Origin of the sequence: Halobacteriovorax sp. RT-2-4 (assembly GCF_047085445.1) — a bacterium.
GTDB lineage: Bacteria > Bdellovibrionota > Bacteriovoracia > Bacteriovoracales > Bacteriovoracaceae > Halobacteriovorax_A.
The window spans coordinates 951315-969732 of sequence record NZ_JBKIXY010000002.1; the positions used below are offsets into that span (position 1 = coordinate 951315).

Annotated in this window: 17 protein-coding genes and 1 tRNA gene; 3 read left to right on the forward strand and 15 right to left on the reverse strand. The window is 35.6% G+C overall.

The window, feature by feature from the left end; genetic code table 11:
* Window positions 1–51: 51 nt before the first annotated feature.
* On the reverse strand, window positions 52–1263 hold the full coding sequence (locus ACMAYL_RS15080) for a hypothetical protein (protein ID WP_412471299.1): 1212 nt from the start codon (window positions 1261–1263) through the stop codon (window positions 52–54).
* A gap of 131 nt (window positions 1264–1394) precedes the next feature.
* On the opposite strand from ACMAYL_RS15080, the gene ACMAYL_RS15085 reads away from it, so the two are divergent.
* Window positions 1395–1480 (forward strand) — tRNA-Leu (locus ACMAYL_RS15085).
* Between the two features lie 203 nt (window positions 1481–1683).
* Here the strand turns inward: ACMAYL_RS15085 and ACMAYL_RS15090 are convergent.
* The 7 genes from ACMAYL_RS15090 to ACMAYL_RS15120 all read right to left on the reverse strand — a co-directional run bounded on the left by ACMAYL_RS15090 (window position 1684) and on the right by ACMAYL_RS15120 (window position 9241).
* Complete coding sequence (locus ACMAYL_RS15090; protein WP_412471300.1) at window positions 1684–2085, reverse strand: hypothetical protein; 402 nt, start codon at window positions 2083–2085, stop codon at window positions 1684–1686.
* Window positions 2086–2204: 119 nt separating this feature from the next.
* A complete protein-coding gene (locus tag ACMAYL_RS15095) occupies window positions 2205–4310 on the reverse strand; it encodes a hypothetical protein (protein ID WP_103217692.1) in 2106 nt (701 codons plus the stop codon).
* Between the two features lie 149 nt (window positions 4311–4459).
* Complete coding sequence (locus ACMAYL_RS15100) at window positions 4460–5308, reverse strand: restriction endonuclease (protein WP_412471301.1); 849 nt, start codon at window positions 5306–5308, stop codon at window positions 4460–4462.
* Complete coding sequence (locus tag ACMAYL_RS15105) at window positions 5308–5868, reverse strand: AAA family ATPase (protein ID WP_412471302.1); 561 nt, start codon at window positions 5866–5868, stop codon at window positions 5308–5310. Before ACMAYL_RS15105 ends, ACMAYL_RS15100 begins: the two co-directional genes overlap by 1 nt.
* Complete coding sequence (locus tag ACMAYL_RS15110; protein ID WP_412471303.1) at window positions 5868–7208, reverse strand: MBL fold metallo-hydrolase; 1341 nt, start codon at window positions 7206–7208, stop codon at window positions 5868–5870. The genes ACMAYL_RS15105 and ACMAYL_RS15110 overlap by 1 nt, the downstream gene beginning before the upstream one ends.
* An 86-nt stretch (window positions 7209–7294) precedes the next feature.
* On the reverse strand, window positions 7295–8116 hold the full coding sequence (gene fghA, locus ACMAYL_RS15115) for an S-formylglutathione hydrolase (protein ID WP_412471304.1): 822 nt from the start codon (window positions 8114–8116) through the stop codon (window positions 7295–7297).
* Between the two features lie 3 nt (window positions 8117–8119).
* Window positions 8120–9241: an S-(hydroxymethyl)glutathione dehydrogenase/class III alcohol dehydrogenase gene (locus ACMAYL_RS15120; RefSeq protein ID WP_103217687.1), complete on the reverse strand. Its 1122-nt coding sequence runs from the start codon at window positions 9239–9241 to the stop codon at window positions 8120–8122.
* A gap of 98 nt (window positions 9242–9339) precedes the next feature.
* On the opposite strand from ACMAYL_RS15120, the gene ACMAYL_RS15125 reads away from it, so the two are divergent.
* A complete protein-coding gene (locus ACMAYL_RS15125; protein WP_412463443.1) occupies window positions 9340–10218 on the forward strand; it encodes a LysR family transcriptional regulator in 879 nt (292 codons plus the stop codon).
* Here ACMAYL_RS15125 and ACMAYL_RS15130 read toward each other — a convergent pair.
* The 3 genes from ACMAYL_RS15130 to ACMAYL_RS15140 form a co-directional block, all read right to left on the reverse strand.
* Window positions 10215–10700 (reverse strand): hemerythrin domain-containing protein, encoded by a 486-nt coding sequence (locus ACMAYL_RS15130; protein WP_103217685.1) that lies wholly within the window; start codon window positions 10698–10700, stop codon window positions 10215–10217. The genes ACMAYL_RS15125 and ACMAYL_RS15130 overlap by 4 nt on opposite strands.
* A gap of 114 nt (window positions 10701–10814) precedes the next feature.
* Window positions 10815–11333, reverse strand: coding sequence for a hemerythrin domain-containing protein (locus tag ACMAYL_RS15135; RefSeq protein WP_412471305.1), 519 nt, complete (start codon window positions 11331–11333; stop codon window positions 10815–10817).
* A gap of 137 nt (window positions 11334–11470) precedes the next feature.
* A complete protein-coding gene (locus ACMAYL_RS15140; protein ID WP_103217683.1) occupies window positions 11471–11806 on the reverse strand; it encodes a DOPA 4,5-dioxygenase family protein in 336 nt (111 codons plus the stop codon).
* An 85-nt stretch (window positions 11807–11891) separates the two neighbouring features.
* Between ACMAYL_RS15140 and ACMAYL_RS15145 the strand changes: the two genes are divergently transcribed.
* Window positions 11892–13304, forward strand: coding sequence for an anion permease (locus tag ACMAYL_RS15145; RefSeq protein WP_103217682.1), 1413 nt, complete (start codon window positions 11892–11894; stop codon window positions 13302–13304).
* On the opposite strand, the gene ACMAYL_RS15150 is transcribed toward ACMAYL_RS15145, so the two are convergent.
* The 4 genes from ACMAYL_RS15150 to ACMAYL_RS15165 form a co-directional block, all read right to left on the reverse strand.
* Entirely contained in the window at window positions 13296–14039 is a 744-nt protein-coding gene (locus tag ACMAYL_RS15150) for a succinate dehydrogenase/fumarate reductase iron-sulfur subunit (RefSeq protein WP_412471306.1), read from the reverse strand. The two genes, ACMAYL_RS15145 and ACMAYL_RS15150, sit on opposite strands and share 9 nt — an antisense overlap.
* 6 nt (window positions 14040–14045) lie before the next feature.
* On the reverse strand, window positions 14046–15953 hold the full coding sequence (locus tag ACMAYL_RS15155) for a fumarate reductase/succinate dehydrogenase flavoprotein subunit (protein WP_412470384.1): 1908 nt from the start codon (window positions 15951–15953) through the stop codon (window positions 14046–14048).
* Window positions 15953–16618, reverse strand: coding sequence for a succinate dehydrogenase cytochrome b subunit (locus ACMAYL_RS15160; RefSeq protein WP_103217679.1), 666 nt, complete (start codon window positions 16616–16618; stop codon window positions 15953–15955). The genes ACMAYL_RS15155 and ACMAYL_RS15160 overlap by 1 nt, the downstream gene beginning before the upstream one ends.
* A 122-nt stretch (window positions 16619–16740) precedes the next feature.
* Window positions 16741–18399: a methyl-accepting chemotaxis protein gene (locus ACMAYL_RS15165; RefSeq protein ID WP_412471307.1), complete on the reverse strand. Its 1659-nt coding sequence runs from the start codon at window positions 18397–18399 to the stop codon at window positions 16741–16743.
* Window positions 18400–18418: the final 19 nt, after the last annotated feature.

Here is an 18418-nt window from a genome sequence, read left to right on the forward strand (position 1 = left end):
TATAACAAAGAAAGAAGTACCTAAGTTCAGTTAACAAAAGTAAAATGAAGTTTACTCGAATGGTTGACCAAGAATAACAATAACAAGGCAAAGGACGGCCATCAATATTGAGAAAGTAAATTTTTTCTTATTCAATCGGTAGTTAATTAAACAGCTACTTATACATTGGAATAGGTAATAAAGAGCAAAGGCCTTTGAAGCAAAAGAAATGATTTTGAAAATATCGAATAGCCAGACAAGAATTGTTCCGATACAGGCTATGAAAAGGTATGCATTTTTCGATTTAATCTTTCCACTTGAGATCTCTGCAAAAAGACCTCCACCTCCTCCCATATCCGCAATGGCAGCACTTAACTGACTTGCCATTGCAGCTGCAAATAAGAATGTAGGAGCTAGTACAAATACAAATTGACCAATATCAATGACAGATGTTTCTGAAATCACTCCGCTTAAAGGGTGTGACTTAAAAACAGGAATAAATAAGGCAATAAGTAGCATATATATTGCACTACTAAGCAATTGAGCGTACCTCATGCTTTTTACTCTCAATTCTCGATTATACTTCTCAGAAAGGTATCGACTTGTTTCAAATCCTTGCACCATAATGAGAAGTCCTAGACTTACAGCTAGAGAATGATAGTTAAAGTTACCAATATCTTTTGACTCAATCGGATGACTACCGAATTGATAAGCAACGAGTCCCATCAAAAATGTCACAATAATAGAAAGCTTTACATTAACAGAAACACTCTCCAGTTTTTCTAGTGATGATAACCCATGCTGGTGTCCAAAGAATGCGATGGCCATGATAACAACAGTAACAACACCTTTTTCAACAACAGCGCTATGATCACCAGTCATCCTTAGAAAGAATGATGAAAATAAATAGAGGTAGTAAGTAATAGATAAAATATAAGCAAACGCCAGTACCCACTCACTTATTCTTTCATTAAATCTAACTTTATCGTGAATATGATTATTAAGATCACTCGTTAATAGTACTGGCTCGACATCATTAATATTCCAGCGAATGACTTCCCCTATTCCAAACGAGGCAAGGCAGAGAACGGCCATTAAGACAGGAGCATAGACACCGCTTAACTCATTTAAAAGTGGTGCTGAAATAAGAAAGCCACTGCCAATAATGGAAGCCAAAGGAGTCATGGTTGCTGTCCAAGTAGAATTAGTCATTACTTTCTTCGTAAAAAGTAGAAAGAGAATAACTGTAACAATAAAGAGATAGGTCAAAGACTGCACTTCCATATATGTCCTCATTAATAGAAATAGTTTATAAGTTTGAATACAAAAAAGAATAAACTGCGCGTCATATTTATTGATAATTATTAACAATTGACTGATTTCTATGAAATGAATAGACTTAATCTATTCTCAATGGCCCGGTGGTGGAATGGTAGACACAGCGGATTCAAAATCCGCCGGTAGCAATACTGTGCGAGTTCAAGTCTCGCCCGGGCCACCATAATAAAAAAGCCCAGGTTTATCCTGGGCTTTTTTATTATTGTTGCTTGGGTATAGAATTTGAATTTGATTCGAGTTTAGGAGCAGGATGCGACGTATGCCAACGAAGGCAGGGCAACCAATCGCTCCTGCTCATGGTTGCATACAAAACATCCTGTTTATAAGCCGAAGTTGGCCAAGTCTCGCCAACTTAAAAACAGGCTTCTAGTCTAAATCATCAAATGAAATAGTCCACTTGTATGGATTAAACCCACAAGATGAACCAGTAATTGTCGCTTTTGAAACTTGCGTAAATGAGTTGATCATTACCGAAGGAACTTCGACACGATCAAAAAGATACACTAAGCTAGTCGCTTCACTATCTTCTAAAAGGTAAGTCATATGACCTGCATTTAGGCTCCATACGGCCGGATTGTATCCTTTAATACTATCGATAATATTAAATTCAACTTTAGTACAAGGTCCACTTACTTGAAGCTCAACATTATATTGATTAGCAAGTTTAACTGCAACTTGAGTTTCTTCATTAGTTAGATTCTTTGTTACAGTCTTTGCCATAACATTTAGTGATACTAGTGAAATTAGAGCTATGATCATTGATTTCATCAATTATATCCTGATTTAAGTTTTAAAAATACTTGTGACTTATAGCATGCGTGAACACTTAAACAAGAGAACATAAATAAAATACACATTAAAAAAGCCAGCTTTAAGCTGGCTTTTAATTATCTAGAAATTGTTGAAAGATTTGAGCACTTATTAACTTTATAGAATTTTTGAAGTCCAACCGTTTTATCTCGATTATTGATGATTTCCATCATAATCTGTCCAAGACGATCGCCTCGTAAACCTTTTTGACCAAATTTATTATCAAGGTAATCTTGTGCTTCTTCTAGCGAAAGCTTTTTTCCATAAAATTCAATATTACGAACAACACCTTCGGCTTCTGCAAGAGAATACTTCTGACCTTCAACTTCAACATCTTCACGTCCAAGCTCTCTTTGCATTGCGATCTTCTTTAGATAATTTCTTGCTGTGATAATACGACGAGCAAGGATCGCTGAATCATTATGAGATTTAATTCTCTTTCTATCAGCATTGTCTGCATCACCAAAGATATCATTATTAGTTGCGATGAAATCATAACCTAGCTCTGAAAGTTTTTGAGCATATACCCAAATCTCTCTTGTCGTTTGAACATCAACACATGCGTTAAGTTGAGCATCTTCGCCAAGTTTTGCTGAATTACCAGACTTAGTGATCTCATAATTCTTTTCAAGATCTTTATACTTTTGATTAAAGTTTTTATTTTGCTCTTCAGAAAGGCTTCTCATTTTATCTAAGAACTCGCGTCCATACTTTCCATAAACATGGTTACGAACGATATCAAGAGACTTAATAATTTCTCTTAAATCACCATCTTTTGAATCTACAGAAGAATACTCTTTCTTTGCAATAATGGCAGCTAGGCGATTATCAACTTCAGAAATAGCACCATAAGCATCGGCAATCGCCTTCTCTCTCTTTTTTAGATCATCACTTTTAAGAAGCTCTTTATATTCTTTTACAGAGATACTCTCTTCACCTAGTGAGATTAAATATGTGTCATCAAAGTTGTCACGGGCCTTCTTTCTCTTAGCTTGAATATTATTTAGAACTCTATTGAATGAGCTGGCCATATCTGCAAGGAATAGCTGATTAAAATCCTTAACACTCATCTCCATAAGCTCCATTGCATTATCAAGTTTGCTTAGTTTTTGTTTGAAAAGCATATTTAAGAAACGATCCGCTCCTTGTGATTCTGCAATATATTCATTTAAGTACTCTTCTAGCAACGGTTTTGAGTAAGCTAATTCTCCTAGGATCTCAGCTTGTTGGTATGTTGCAGATTTACCAGGCTTATCAGAAAGAGGTGTTTTCATTTTCTCATAAAGACCGACTATTAGTTTTTCAACATCAGCATCAACTTTTGCAACTTCAGCTTCTTTAATTTTCTCAAACTCAGCTTCGACACTTTCTTTTGCCTTCGTAAGAGATTCTAACTCTTTCTTTACCTGCGCAACTAATGCTTTAGATATCTCTTTATCAGTATAATGTCTGTCCGTATCAATATCGAAAACCTCAAGGGCCTTTACTTGGTTTCTTACGTCGTAGTATGCACAGTTAAGCTTTACAAAAGTATTGATATCTTCTTCATTTTCAAATTGAAAACGGTCATTAAAAATATTGTTAATAAATCGTAAAATTGAAGCAACAGCTAATCCACCGTAGGCAACTGTTACACCAGATGGTGAGTATAAACCAAATTGCGAAAATGTTTGGATAACATCTGCCGAGCGCTGAAGAAATGGAGTTCTATCAAGACTTGAACACTTATTATTTGAAAAGAGCGTGTTTACTCCATTCATAACCTGCATTAAAGGAATACCATTAATATCTACTTCATCTGCAGAAGGAATAACATCAACTGTTTCTTTTCCCTGCTCTTCTTTTAACTTATTTAATTCCTCTTCAAGTTCATTTGAACTGTTAAGGACTTGTTCGATTAATGATTCATTACCATCAAAGCAGTCATCTTTGAAAACTGTTACAATGGCCTTTAAACTACTTAATGCTTCTTCATAAGAGCGCGTATTATTTAATGGACAAAATTCAGGACGTGTAAGCGGAAGCTTATTGCGAGTAACAACCTCTTTAATATTGCCACCAAGCTTTGAATCAAGCTTGCTATACTTTAGGGTTTTAACATAATTCTCAAAATCACCAGCTGTGGCAGTTACCGAAGTGGCCAATAAAAGAGACGACAGAACTGTAGACATTACTCTTTTCATAATTATCTTCCTCCAAAATTACGCATAGCAAGATTATGCCATTTTTATGAACGATAATTAGAAAATATGGGTTTTGCTGTAATAATTACTTAAGGTAACACACTGAAATCACGTCCAAACCCATCCGTTAACTAACATAAATAAGGTAGTTAGCTCTTGCTCATCAAGACTTTTATTTCATTTAAAACTTTTCGAACTTCACTATCGCTAAGATCAAGTGCTTTTAAGCAAGCTCTATTAACATGCTTGATAACCACAATACCTTTATCAAGAAGCTTCTTTTTCTCTCTCGCTCTTAGAGTCGATAAAACTGTAATTGGATAGATTCGATAGCGTTGAATCAAATCACAGAATGTATTCTTTTTTGGATAATTCATCGAAAATAACATTAAGTTGACACCCTTGGCGTACTTGATTGCATCTTCTGAAAACTGTGTATTTGAAATTAAAGCATATTGAAAATTTAAGTGTGGATTAGCTTCTTTAATATCGAGATAACGAGCATAAACATAAAGAGGTATTTTCACATCATTTTTATAATACTTTCGGTTATGAAACTTACACTCACAGTATATGTCTCCATCGGCCCTTGAAGCAACGACATCAACTTCATGCTTAACAAATTTTCCTTTCTTAACTACTGAAACTTGAGTTTTATACCCCTTGGCCCTTAACATTTCAGCACAAAGAATTTCAAATGGATATCCAGTTGGGCCTAATTTATAGATGGCCCTCTTAATATTATAATTTGCAGCATCGAGTTTAGATCTTCTCTTCAGGGCACGGTAGGTCTTTTGATGAATTGCAGTTGAAGTTGAAAATGGATCAAGTTCTTCAGCAATTTCTTTAACAATCTCTTGGCTTGCTTTTTCAGAAACTCCAGCAGCTTCTAAACTTCTCTTAAATTTTTTCTTATCAAATTCTTCAAAAGTCTTATTAACTTTTTGAATAATATATTTAAGCTTTTTTGTTTTCTTACTCTTCTTGCTGCTTTTCATTATTTAACTACTGTTTTTAAGATTTCTACACCACTGATAATTTTATCCATAAATGATTTTTTACTATCAACAAAGTAGAAATTAGGATGAACTGACCATATCTCTTTTAACTTACGATCTAATTCAATTGCCTGTCTATTTGTCTCACTTCGGTAGATATTATTACTCGTAATATCTCCCCCAGAGCTTGCTCCCGTTTCAAAAAATATGACTGCATCATAACGATTCAACTCATGGTCATAAGTGGAATTAATTTTATCAAAAAAAGAACCACACTCATCCGGCCAATACGCCATTCCATCTAATGTTCCACGGTCACACAGAAGTATTTTACCAGGGTTCTGTTTTTCATAAATCGACTCTAAGTTCACTTGATAATCATAAATCATTTTTTGAATATCTTTTACAACTTCAGGTCTCTTATCTCTAGCAACACCACTTTGAAAAACAGAAGTAGCAGCTTCAGGAACAATCACGATATCTTCCACAAGTTCTCTTTTGAAAAGATCAAGTGCAGTAGTTTTTCCACCACCTGGTCCACCAGTAACAACAATTTTCATTATTCCCCCAAAATATAATCAATGCCATCTTCAACATTGATCGCCTCTACACCCAAGCTCTCTTTTATCGTCTTTACAAAGTTAATGACGACTGGCTCTTCTCCGTGATTAACGAAAACCTTTTTTAAGTTTGAACCTGATTTTTTAATATAATCAATCAATTCATCACGATCAGCATGGGCCGACATTGACTCTAATTTTTCGACATGGGCCCTGACATTCATCGTATGCCCAAGAAGATAGATTTCTTTTTCATTATCAACTAACTTTCGACCGATCGTCCCCTCACCTTGAAAGCCAGTTATTAGAACTGTATTATTCTCATGTTTTGCGTACATATCCATATACTTAAGAATCTTCCCACCACTTATCATTCCTGAGGAACTTATTAGAATAAATGGCTTCTTAGCGCGAGCTAGTTTCTTTGTATCACTACTATATTCAACAAATCGTACTTTTTTCATTGCAGCGATAAATCGCTCAGAATCAACTTTTAACTTTTCGGCCATTTGCATATATAGCCTTGTTACACGAACTCCCATTGGAGTATCCAGATAAATTGGAATATCTATATCCGGATACTTCTCGAAAAGTTCAAATAGTGAGTAGATAATAACTTGAGTTCGTGCAACCGCAAAAGCAGGAATAAGAAGTACACCTTGAGTAGATATTATTCTCTTAATATGTTTTTTAAGTACTAATTGAGTATCTTCTTTCTTATGAAGGCGATCTCCATAAGTTGATTCAATCACAAGATAGTCTGATTCTGTTTCTTTATGAGGTGCCATGTGAATAAGATCATCCTTACGGCCAACGTCTCCTGAAAAACAGATTTTGGACTCTCCATTATCAAAGATAATACTAGAAGCACCTAAAATATGACCTGCTTCTTCAAAAATATAACGAAAGTCGTCTCCGTACCATTGACCTTGTTCTACAACTTTAAAATATGTCATTGTTTCATCTACATCATCAAGGCCATAGAGAACTTCTTTAATTTTCCTTTCTTTAAAATCGTACTCTTGAATATTTGCAGAATCTCTTAAGATTATTTCGACAATCTTCTTTGTTACTTCAGTACAATATATTTTACCCTTAAAGCCATTCTTAACTAATACAGGTAAGTAGCCAGAGTGGTCATAGTGAGCGTGAGTAAGAAAGATTGCATCAATTTTTGAAATATCAAAATCTGGAAGTTTTTGATTTAAATCACTTAAATCTTTTCCTCCCTGAAACATTCCACTATCGACAAGAATATTCTTACCATTTATATGTAGAAAAGTTTTTGATCCAGTTACCGTTGATGTAGCGCCATAAAATGTGAGTTTCATTTTTTCCATGGCAATAATTATATCGACAATTCCATCAAATTCATAACTAAAGTAAATAAAAAAGGGCCCGTGAGGCCCTTGTCTTTAATTATAAATTAAGAAATTAAGTGTTTGAGATGATCCTCGATAAATGAGGCGATGAAATAGTAGCTATGATCATATCCTTGGCGATAATTTACCGTTAGCTCTTGATTAAACTCTGCACAAATATCTTCAAAATTCTTTGTCTTTAATTGTTCTTCAAAGAATTCATCAGCAAGTCCTTGCTCAATCAATATTTTCTTTGCATGAGTCCTGCCACTCTTGATCAACTCACAAGCATCGTACTGCTTCCATAAATTCTCATCATTACCTAAATACCCAGTAAAGGCTTTTTGCCCCCAAGGTACTTGCGTTGGATTTACGATTGGAGAGAACGCAGAGATAGCATGAAATAATTCTGGATTATTTAAGCCGATAACAAGTGCTCCGTGCCCACCCATTGAGTGACCAGTAATCGAAAGCTTTGCATTTCCAAAGGCATCCTTTAGTAATGGAACAAACTCTTTAACGATATAATCATACATCTTATAATGGTCTTTATAACCATCTGTAGTCGCATTTAAGTAAAATCCAGCACCTGAACCAAAATCATAACTATCATGCTCACCAGGAAGCTCAAGTCCTCTTGGAGAAGTATCAGGACAAACGATCATTGTATTTGTCTTAGCAAGGTGAAATTGAGCACCTGCTTTTGTTATGAAATTCTCTTCCGTACATGTAAGGCCAGATAACCAAATGATTATATTTTCAATTTTATCAGTATTAGGCTTGAAGTATGAAAACTTCATATCTGTCTTTGTAACTTTTGATGAGTGGAGACAGAATGCTGTCTCCCCTTCAAATGATTTATGACTTTTTAATTTTTCAAAGCTCATGAATTAACCTTCAGCATTAAAATCAATAACAGTTCTAATTGCCTTACCTTCGTGCATTAGATCGAAAGCTTCATTGATTTTTTCTAATGGTAATTTGAAAGTTACAAGATCATCAAGATTAATTTCGCCTGACATATAACGATCAACATAACCTGGAAGTTCTGTTCTCCCCTTTACACCACCAAAAGCACTACCACGCCAAACACGTCCAGTTACTAGTTGGAATGGACGAGTACTGATTTCTTGACCTGCACCTGCGACACCAATAATAATTGATTCCCCCCAACCTTTGTGACAACACTCTAGAGCTGCTCTCATTAAATTAACGTTACCAACACACTCAAACGAGTAATCAACACCACCGTCAGTAAGTTCAACAATAACGTCTTGAATTGGCTTGTCATAATTTTTAGGGTTAACAAAGTCAGTTGCACCAAACTTCATTGCCATTTCTTTCTTATCATCATTAATATCAATAGCAATAATTCTTCCAGCTTTTGCCATCTTTGCACCTTGTAGTACCGATAGACCAATTCCACCAAGTCCGAATACTGCAATTGTTGCACCTTCTTCAACTTTAGCAGTATTGAAAACTGCACCGATTCCAGTTGTTACACCACAACCAAGAAGGCAGATTTTATCTAGAGGAGCTTCTTTACTAACTTTTGCAAGAGATACTTCAGCAACAACTGTGTATTCAGCAAAAGTAGAAGTTCCCATATAGTGATGAATCATTTTTCCATCTTTAGAAAAACGGCTTGTTCCATCTGGCATAAGACCTCTACCTTGTGTCTCACGAACAGAAGAACAAAGATTTGTTTTTCCTGATTTACACATTTTACAAACACCACACTCAGCAGTGTACAGAGGAATAACGTGATCACCAACTTCAACACTAGTTACACCTTCACCTACTTCAACAACAACTCCACCACCTTCGTGACCAAGAATTACAGGAAATAGACCTTCTGGATCTGCTCCAGAAAGAGTGAATGCATCAGTATGACAAACACCTGTAGCATGCATTTTTACAAGAACCTCTCCCTTCTTTGGTCCTTCTAAATCAACTTCTTCAATTTTAAGTGGCTCATTTGGGCCCCAAGCAACAGCAGCTTTTACTTTCATATATACCTCCAGAAAAATATTCTTTTATCTTGATGCATCATTATATATTGAAACCAAATTGTTGACAATTGTGACATCATTCGACACATTGTTTACACATGGAAACAATAAAGGATTTAAGTCACATTTATAGTTTTATAAAAGTTGCACAATTTCGATCATTTACGAAAGCAGCAGATGCCCTTAATGTCTCTCGTTCACATTTAAGTAAAGCAGTGAAGGAGCTAGAAGACAAACTTGGGCAACCACTACTAAAAAGAAATACGCGCTTCATTGACTTCACAGACTTCGGTAAAAACTACTTTGAAATATGTGCAATTCATATCCAAGAAATAGAAAGATTTACTAAACAATCTAAAGAGAGCTATGAATCCACTAAAGATAAAATAAGAATCTCTTTGGCCGGAGCATATGGAGAAGATATCATTGCTCCAATGATTTCAAATATCATGATGAAACATCCGGGAATCGAAGCAGAACTTGAGTTCTCTACTGAGCTAATTGATATAACTTCTCATGAGTTTGATCTTGCTATTCGTGTAACAGCTAAAAAGCCAAAGAAAGGTTTTGCTATTCAAATTGCTGATCGTAAAGAATTTGTCTGCGCATCACCAAATTATCTAAATAAGTTTGGACATCCCAAAAAACCAAAAGACCTTAGCTCTCACAATTGTCTCATTGGAAATAATGATACCTGGCAATTCTATAATGAAGATCAAAAAGAAAGTATTAAAGTAAGAGGAAATTTTAAGAGCTCCAATGGACGAGCACAAATGAACGCAGCTCTTCAAGGTCTTGGTATTTGTAAACTACCTGGTGTTTATGTTTTAGATCATATTAGAAATAAGACGTTATTGCCTTTGCTTAGTGAGTACACGGATCAGTCGATTCCGATTTGGGCCGTTATGCCATCAAAGAAATCAATTTCACCGACAGTGAAATTGATCCTTCAAGAATTTGGTGTTGTACTTTTTTAAACTGCAGCTCCATTTCTATTTTCATATTGCGAAACAAATGAATACATAACTTCATTTTCATAGTTCATATGTCGGCATAGATTATCAACGGCCTGTCTTACTTTTAGATAAAGATTCTCCCATTCTGGGCAACTCTCTTCTTGTAGTTCATAATTTTGCACCATTTGAATTAGACCTCTAAGTTCTTCTTCTTGTTCCAAATGCTCATTAGTCATTTCTTTAATATACTCATATGCATCGCTACAATTTTCCCTAAGTATTAAAGGAAAAATATATCGCTCTTCATTTTGCATATCCGCTTCAAGTGTAATCCAAAATCTCAAAAGAAATTCAGAGATACCGCTTGGGGCCCCATGCTTACCTTTTGATGATTCTCCTACAGCCTGAGATAAAATAATTAGACTTTTAAACTCTGTACGAATTTGTTGATGAAAAGAAACAAGCTTGGCCACCTGATCTTTAAAATTTGAAACTTTACTCACTTATTTTACCCCTGCAGTAATATCTATACTTCAAATAAGTATAGCAACCTACGCATGGCGCAATATGATCTACATCAGCTTTGTTGTTTTATGACCTAAATCAACTTCTACTATTTAGCTAATTTTAAGCTTTAAATCTGATGGAGAAACTATATCAACACTATGCCCATCATAAATTTGGTAAGAATTTATCATCTGTGCAAATATCTCACCTTCGTAATTTAAATGCTCCTCAAGTGTTGTAACAACTTCGGTAGTACGATTAACAAGCTCTTTCCAAAGCTCACATGAATTCTCATTAACTTTGTATTGTAAAACATAATCCACCAGAACTTTCAGTTCACTCTTTAATTTAGAGTGAGTTCTCAATGCTTCATTCGCCTTTTCATAAGCTCGTCTATCAATGTCTTTTATTAATGAAGGAAAGATATATTTTTCCTCTTTTTGAGTAAGGGCCTCGAGAGTTACCCAGAATTTAATCAGAAAGTTGGTGATATCCTTTGGCACATCGATATGGTTTTTACAAACTCTATCGACTTCTTGAGACAGGACAATTAATTCCTTAAAGGCCCTACTCACTTTTTGATGTTCTTCCACGAGGCCATCGACCTCTCCCAACAGTACATCGGTCATTCTCTCCCCCTTGCGATGGTTTAAATGCTAAACAATTATATCCTATTTAGGGGAAATACTTGTGTGTGTTCTATTAATCTTTGACACTAACGATAAAATTAATCGAAATTTCGATAAATTGAATTTCAAAAACAATCTTATTTTATTGGTTTAAACATAGATAGTTTCAGATCTAAGATCTCACCCATCCATAGTGTATTTTGAGTATGATCTAGATAATCATCTCCAGTATTTGCATGAGTAAAAACGGTAAGCCCACTTCTATTTTCAAGTAACCAAGGAATCATGTCATTTAACTTTTCTGGAGAAAATAAGAACTGACAACTCCAGCGAGGGTGAGGCCCTACTTCTTTTTGATGTGCTCTTCCTACTTCAACATAACTTAATTTCTTAACCTGCTCGATAACCTCTAGGGCCTTCTCGTAAGTTGATTCATCGTAATATAAGTGTGCATGATATGATGTAATTTCCATGTACGCATCTTCTTAAATTTTTTCTTAAATTGCAACTTCTCCTTCAACAATATTAAAATCAATTTATTTAAAAGGGATAAATAATATGAAATCTGAAGTTCGATTAATCAGACTTATCTGTGTTCTTGCGTTAGGAGTATTTATTTGGCATCAACAAATCCCAGATGGATTAGAGCCTAAAGCGTGGTATCTCTTTGCTATCTTTTTAAGCACCATCTTAGGTATTATTATTAAGGCAATGCCAATGGGCTCAATGTGTATGGTAGGACTTGCTATAAGTCTTTTTACTCAAACATTGAAAATTAAAGCTGAAGCCTTATCTGGATTTTCTAATAGTACAATATGGCTAATTGTTATCGCCTTCTTCATTGCAAATGGGTTCGTAAAAACAGGACTTGGCGCACGTATCGCTTATTACTTTGTCTTCTTACTTGGAAGAAGAACACTTGGACTTGCTTATGGACTTGCAATAAGTGATCTCATTCTCGCTCCAGCAACTCCCTCAAACACCGCACGCGGTGGAGGTATTATTTTTCCTATTATGAAGTCTTTAAGCCTCAGCTATGACTCAAAACCTAACGATCCAACAAATAGAAAGATTGGTCACTTTCTTACCTTGAGCTGCTTTCAAGTATGTATGGTTACTTCAGCAATGTTTATTACTTCAATGGCGGCCAATCCATTAATACAACAATTTGCTGCAGATAATGGCGTTAAAATCACATGGGGAGGATGGGCGTTGGCTGCTATTTTACCCGGCATAATATCTTTAATCGCTGTCCCTTATGTCATCTATAAAGTTTACCCTCCTTCAATTAAAGAAACACCTGGTGCACAAGAAATTGCCAAAATGAAACTTGAAGAAATGGGTAAGATGAAAGTACAAGAGTGGACAATGATTGCAACTTTCATCTTTCTTATCGTCTTTTGGATTTTTGGAAGTACCTTAAATATAAACGCTACAACAACTGCTTTTGGAGGACTATCTATTCTTCTTATTACAGGTGTTTTAACGTGGGATGATATTAAGTCAGAAAAAGGAGCATGGGACACACTTATATGGTTTGGCGTTCTAGTTATGATGGCAGATTTTTTAAATAAGTTTGGCTTTGTCCCATGGTTTAGTAAGTATGTTGCAAACGAAGTCTCAACTCTTGCATGGACAATTGCATTTCCAATTCTAGCAGGCATCTATTTTTACTCTCATTACTTCTTTGCATCTGCTACAGCACATGTAACAGCAATGGCAGCAGTATTCATAGGAGTGGGCGTACAGGTTGGAGTCCCACCATATCTCATGGCCATCACTCTTGGCTTTTTTTCAAACCTCTTTGGTTCATTAACTCACTATGGCTCAGGGCCGGCCCCAGTATTCTTTGGTTCAGGTTATGTTGATTTATCAGACTGGTGGAAAATGGGATTTCTCATATCAATTGTAAACATTCTGATATGGTTGATTATAGGAGGAGCATGGTGGAAGTTTCTGGGATTATTTTAAAAGCTTTGCTTTTAATAAACTGAAATTCATTCTGGCAATATTAGAAATAGAAATCCCTTCAGGACATTCTATCTCACATGCCCCAGTAAATGAGCAATGACCAAAATCCTCTAACTCCATCTGTTTTGTCATGGACAAAGTTCTTCTTCCTTCTTCAACTTTTCCTTGCGGTAAAAGATTTAAGTGGGTCAATTTTGCAGACGTAAATAAAGCTGCCGAAGCATTTTTACAAGTTGCAATACATGCACCACACCCGATACATGCAGCAGAATCCATTGATAAATCAGCAACCTCTTTTCCAATAAGTATTGAGTTAGCCTCAGGAGCTGTTCCTGTCTTAGCTGTTATATACCCTCCACTCTCAACAATTCGATCTAGAGCACTTCTGTCAACAACAAGATCTTTAATTATTGGGAATGATTTCGCACGCCAAGGCTCGACAGTTATTACTTGATTATCACTAAAGCTTCTCATATGAAGCTGACATGTTGTTGTATTAGCATGTGGCCCATGAGCTCTTCCATTGATAAAAACACCACATTGGCCACATATGCCTTCTCGACAATCATAATCATAAGCAATGACCTTCTCGCCTTTTAAAACGAGACTTTCATTAAGCATATCAAGTGCTTCGAGAAAGGACATATCTCTACTAATATTTTCAAGTTCGTATTCGACAAATTGACCATCAACTGTTGAATTATCTTGTCGCCAAATCTTAAAAGTTACTCTCATTGCTACCTACTTGTATGATCTGATTGTTGGTTTAATATATTCAAAATTGAGTTCTTCGCGATGTAATTGATACTCACCGCTAGAGTACTCCCAAGCAGACACATAACTGTACTCATCATCATTACGAACTGCTTCACCTTCAGTACTCTGGTACTCTTCTCGAAAGTGAGCACCACACGACTCTTCTCTTTGAAGAGCATCAAGACACATAAGTTCACCTAGCTCAATAAAGTCAGCTAAACGAAGCGCCTTTTCTAATTCGGGATTTAACTCATTATTAGAACCAGTAACTTTAACATTTTTCCAAAATTCAGATTTTAATTCTTTTATTTCAGAAATTGCTTTTTCAAGACCGGCCTTATTGCGACTCATAGCACACTCTTGCCACATAATTTTACCGAGTTCTCGATGGTAATGATCAACTGTTTTCAAACCATCGATTTTAAGAAGCATCTTTATACGTGCTTCAACTTCTTCAAGACATTTAGAAAATTCGTCATGAGATATATCTGGTTGGTCATATTTCATTTCATCGGCAAGATAGTTATTAATTGTATTTGGTAAAATGAAATAACCATCAATACTTGCCTGTAAAAGAGAATTTGCACCTAAGCGATTAGCACCATGATCTGAATAATTACATTCACCTATTGCATAAAGGCCCGGTACCGTTGTCATCAATTCATAATCAACCCAAAGCCCTCCCATTGAGAAGTGGGCAGCAGGTGAAATCATCATTGGTTCTTGATAAGCATTAATTCCTGTTATCTTTTCATACATTTGAAAAAGGTTCCCATAGCGGTCTTTTATCACCTCAATTCCCAACCTTTCAATTGCATGTTTAAAATCTAAATAGACAGCATTCTTAAGTACACCGACACCATGACCTGAATCGATTTGCTCTTTTGCTGAACGAGAAGAAATATCACGAGGGGCCAAGTTTCCAAAACTAGGATATTTTCTCTCAAGATAATAGTCTCTATCCTCCTCAGGGATCTCATTGGCCTTTCGACTATCTCCAGCTTTCTTAGGAACCCAAATTCTCCCATCATTTCTCAATGACTCAGACATAAGAGTAAGTTTTGACTGTAATTCGCTCGATTGAGGAAGTGCAGTTGGGTGAATCTGTGTAAAGCTAGGTGCTGCAAAAAAAGCACCTTTCTTATGGGCCGCCCAAATGGCAGAACCATTACAACCAATTGCCAAAGTAGATAATCTGAAAACGCGAGAATAACCACCAGTTGCTAATACGACAGCATTTGCCATGAATTTCTTTAGTTCACCAGTTTCTAAATTACGTGTGATAACACCCTTTGCTTTTCCATCGATAATAACGAGATCAAGCATTTCAGTACGAGGATGCATCTTAACATTACCTTGCTTTACCATTTTTGAAAGTTGAGAATAAGCAGCAAGAAGTAGTTGCTGACCAGTCTGTCCTCTTGCATAGAAAGTGCGTTGAACTTGTACACCTCCAAAGCTTCGATTAGTTAGTACACCACCGTATTCTCTAGCAAATGGAACACCTTGCTGTGTAAAATGATCAATAAGAGGAGCCGAAAGCTCTGCAAGACGATATACATTTGCTTCACGTGAGCGAAAATCACCACCTTTTAAAGTATCATAAAACATTCGCCAAACACTATCACCATCATGCTGATAATTTTTAGCTGCATTAACTCCACCTTGGGCAGCAACAGAGTGAGCACGACGTGCAGAATCTTGATAACAAAAGCAATCTACATTGTAGCCAAGCTCACCAAGCGTAGCTGCCGCACCAGCACCTGCAAGACCAGATCCAACAACAATAATTGAAACTTTCTTTCGATTTGCAGGATTAAGTAACTTACTTTCTGCTTGATAAGTAGACCATTTTGATTTTAATTCTCCATTAGGAATTTTTGCATCTAACATTACAGTTTCTCCCTAATAAAAATAACAATAGGAATAATTGCGAAGCCGAAAGTGATAATTAATGAAAAAAATCGACTACACTTATCTAGAACTTGTATGTGCTTTAATCGATAGAATCCTAGTGTTTTGAACGCACTCGATAGGCCATGATTTATATGGGCGCCAAGAGGAATCATAAGTAGAGAATAAAAAATAACATAGAATGGATTCTTAAATAATTGAGTTGTAATTAAATAGATATCTTTATGGCCACTAGAATCTATCGGAATGCTCTGTCCAAAGCCTAACTTCACTCGAGCCCAAAAATTTCCCATGTGAACAACAATAAATATTAATATGATGAATCCAAGAAGCCCCATATTTTGGGAAGTCCAAGTCGTCACTTCACTATTATCTTTAAAGGCGTAATCGACTCCTTGTGAGCGTGAATTTTTTATCGTTACTCGTACCGCCATATATGTATGAATCAAAATAGCCAAATAGAGAAAAATTGAGACGACTTTGATAAGAAGATTTTCTGCCAGTGTATGTGAATACAAATTATAAAGAGATTGAGCGTGAAATTTAGGCAATAGTAAAATTAAGTTTCCACCGAGATGAACAATAAGAAATAAGCACAAGAATAAACCAGTAAATGCTAAGATATACTTTCTAAAAAACAACATATAAACATCCCTTCTTTAAAAGAATTATAAATTAGGGAGTTCATAAAACCTAGATAAAATATAGTAAAAAAAAAGGGCACTGTGAAAGTGCCCTTTATTTTATTTGATATGAATGACAGTTATTATGCAGCTTTCTTTGTCTCAGAATTTTCTGATTTTTTATGAAAGTTTACAACATTATTAACTGCTCTTGCTGCTGACCTGATTTGAGCAACAATTAATCCTCTTAAATCAGTAATATCTTCACCAATGTGGATAACAGCTTGGCTTAATTCTGTCGATGCAGCCTTAAGATCATGTGCCGACTGATTTGTTAAACTTGCAGAACTTGAAATTTCCTGCATTGCTCTACTAACTTCTTCGACCCCAATTAACTGCTCTTTTGAAGCATTTGCCACTTCATTAGAGTTAGCTGAAACCTCATCAAAATTTCTTAGTACTTGAGTAAATACTTCCTGACATTGATTACTAATCTCAACACTTTTGTTAATTTTGTCTCGACTCATATTTAATGATTCATTTACATGCTTACTTGAATCATCAACAATCTCAGTTACTCTTTTTAAGCTATTAACAAGTAGTTTAGAAATTTCATCAGCAGAGTCACCACTCATTTTAGCAAGATTCCCTACTTCTTCTGCTACAACAGAAAAACCTTTACCGTTCTCTCCTGCTCTTGCTGCTTCAACAGACGCATTGAAAGAAAGTAGCTTTGTTTGAAAGACAATATCGTTAATCACTTGTGTTTTAGCGTTAATTTCTTCAAATACAGAGATAATTTCATTTAATTCGCTATTACTCTTTTCAACAGTATTTGCTAGTGCAGTCGTACTACTATCAACATCCTTAACACCACGTCCTAAATCTCCTAGAGACTTTACACCATCAGTAACAAGCTCCTGACTTTTTTGAATCAGAGAAGCTACATTATTAGATCCATCAGTATTGCTCTTAATCATTTGAGAAATCTCATGTAAAGAGCTCGACGTCTCTGTTGCTGCTGCTGAAAGTTGCTCAGAAATAGAGCTAAGTGCAACTGACTTATTTTTAAAAGTATTAGATACTTTCTCTAAATTTTGTCCCTCATGAGAAATTGACTCAACGATATTATTGATACGTCCATCGATTCTTCTTGCCATAAAAATACAAATACCAACAGAGCCGAATAAGCTAATAACTGAGATAATAGACATTAAGAAGATCGAATTAGAATAAGTCTCATCTGCGTCCTTAAATTCAGCATCTCCCATTCCTAAAATAAGCTCTTGTAATTGATCTAAACTATCTCTTGCATTCTCAAATTTAGAGTTAACTGGCCCAAGAGAATTAGAAATCAATTGTGACTTATTAAATCTCTTAAACTCACCATCTTTATTAAGAGGAAACTTTTCTGCTGCAGTTCTTTCAAATGCTTCTAGTCCCTCGTTAAATTTTTTCGAAATTTCAATTTCCTTAGGTGAATCACCTAGAACAGTATACTTTTTGAAGCGATCAACAACTTGCTGCTTATTAGTAAAGTAGTCATCTGCTAATGCTTTCTTCTGTTTTTCAGTTAGTCCCTCTAGAAGTAGCGTTCTTTCCGCAACCAACATCTGCTGAAAGTCACGGTCGGCTTGCACTAGACTGTTAATACTAGGAAGTCTCTTAGAAAATACTGTATAAAGATGTGACTTCACTGATGTTAATGATTGATATCCCACAAATGCAATAACTAGCTGTATGGCAAGCATAGTAGCTGATAGTGCAATAAGTTGTTTCTTAATTGTCCATTGTCCTTTCATAACCCCTCAATCTCTCCCC

What these genes read in the sequence shown, in the direction of transcription:
- ACMAYL_RS15095 (WP_103217692.1), bottom strand. Translation starts at nt 4,310, where the DNA reads ATGAAAAGAGTAATGTCTACAGTTCTGTCGTCTCTTTTATTGGCCACT.
- ACMAYL_RS15120 (WP_103217687.1), bottom strand. Translation starts at nt 9,241, where the DNA reads ATGAAAGTAAAAGCTGCTGTTGCTTGGGGCCCAAATGAGCCACTTAAA.
- ACMAYL_RS15155 (WP_412470384.1), bottom strand. Translation starts at nt 15,953, where the DNA reads ATGTTAGATGCAAAAATTCCTAATGGAGAATTAAAATCAAAATGGTCT.
- ACMAYL_RS15160 (WP_103217679.1), bottom strand. Translation starts at nt 16,618, where the DNA reads ATGTTGTTTTTTAGAAAGTATATCTTAGCATTTACTGGTTTATTCTTG.
- ACMAYL_RS15140 (WP_103217683.1), bottom strand. Translation starts at nt 11,806, where the DNA reads ATGGAAATTACATCATATCATGCACACTTATATTACGATGAATCAACT.
- ACMAYL_RS15100 (WP_412471301.1), bottom strand. Translation starts at nt 5,308, where the DNA reads ATGAAAAGCAGCAAGAAGAGTAAGAAAACAAAAAAGCTTAAATATATT.
- fghA (WP_412471304.1), bottom strand. Translation starts at nt 8,116, where the DNA reads ATGAGCTTTGAAAAATTAAAAAGTCATAAATCATTTGAAGGGGAGACA.
- ACMAYL_RS15150 (WP_412471306.1), bottom strand. Translation starts at nt 14,039, where the DNA reads ATGAGAGTAACTTTTAAGATTTGGCGACAAGATAATTCAACAGTTGAT.
- ACMAYL_RS15145 (WP_103217682.1), top strand. Translation starts at nt 11,892, where the DNA reads ATGAAATCTGAAGTTCGATTAATCAGACTTATCTGTGTTCTTGCGTTA.
- ACMAYL_RS15105 (WP_412471302.1), bottom strand. Translation starts at nt 5,868, where the DNA reads ATGAAAATTGTTGTTACTGGTGGACCAGGTGGTGGAAAAACTACTGCA.
- ACMAYL_RS15135 (WP_412471305.1), bottom strand. Translation starts at nt 11,333, where the DNA reads ATGACCGATGTACTGTTGGGAGAGGTCGATGGCCTCGTGGAAGAACAT.
- ACMAYL_RS15165 (WP_412471307.1), bottom strand. Translation starts at nt 18,399, where the DNA reads ATGAAAGGACAATGGACAATTAAGAAACAACTTATTGCACTATCAGCT.
- ACMAYL_RS15090 (WP_412471300.1), bottom strand. Translation starts at nt 2,085, where the DNA reads ATGAAATCAATGATCATAGCTCTAATTTCACTAGTATCACTAAATGTT.
- ACMAYL_RS15125 (WP_412463443.1), top strand. Translation starts at nt 9,340, where the DNA reads ATGGAAACAATAAAGGATTTAAGTCACATTTATAGTTTTATAAAAGTT.
- ACMAYL_RS15110 (WP_412471303.1), bottom strand. Translation starts at nt 7,208, where the DNA reads ATGGAAAAAATGAAACTCACATTTTATGGCGCTACATCAACGGTAACT.
- ACMAYL_RS15080 (WP_412471299.1), bottom strand. Translation starts at nt 1,263, where the DNA reads ATGGAAGTGCAGTCTTTGACCTATCTCTTTATTGTTACAGTTATTCTC.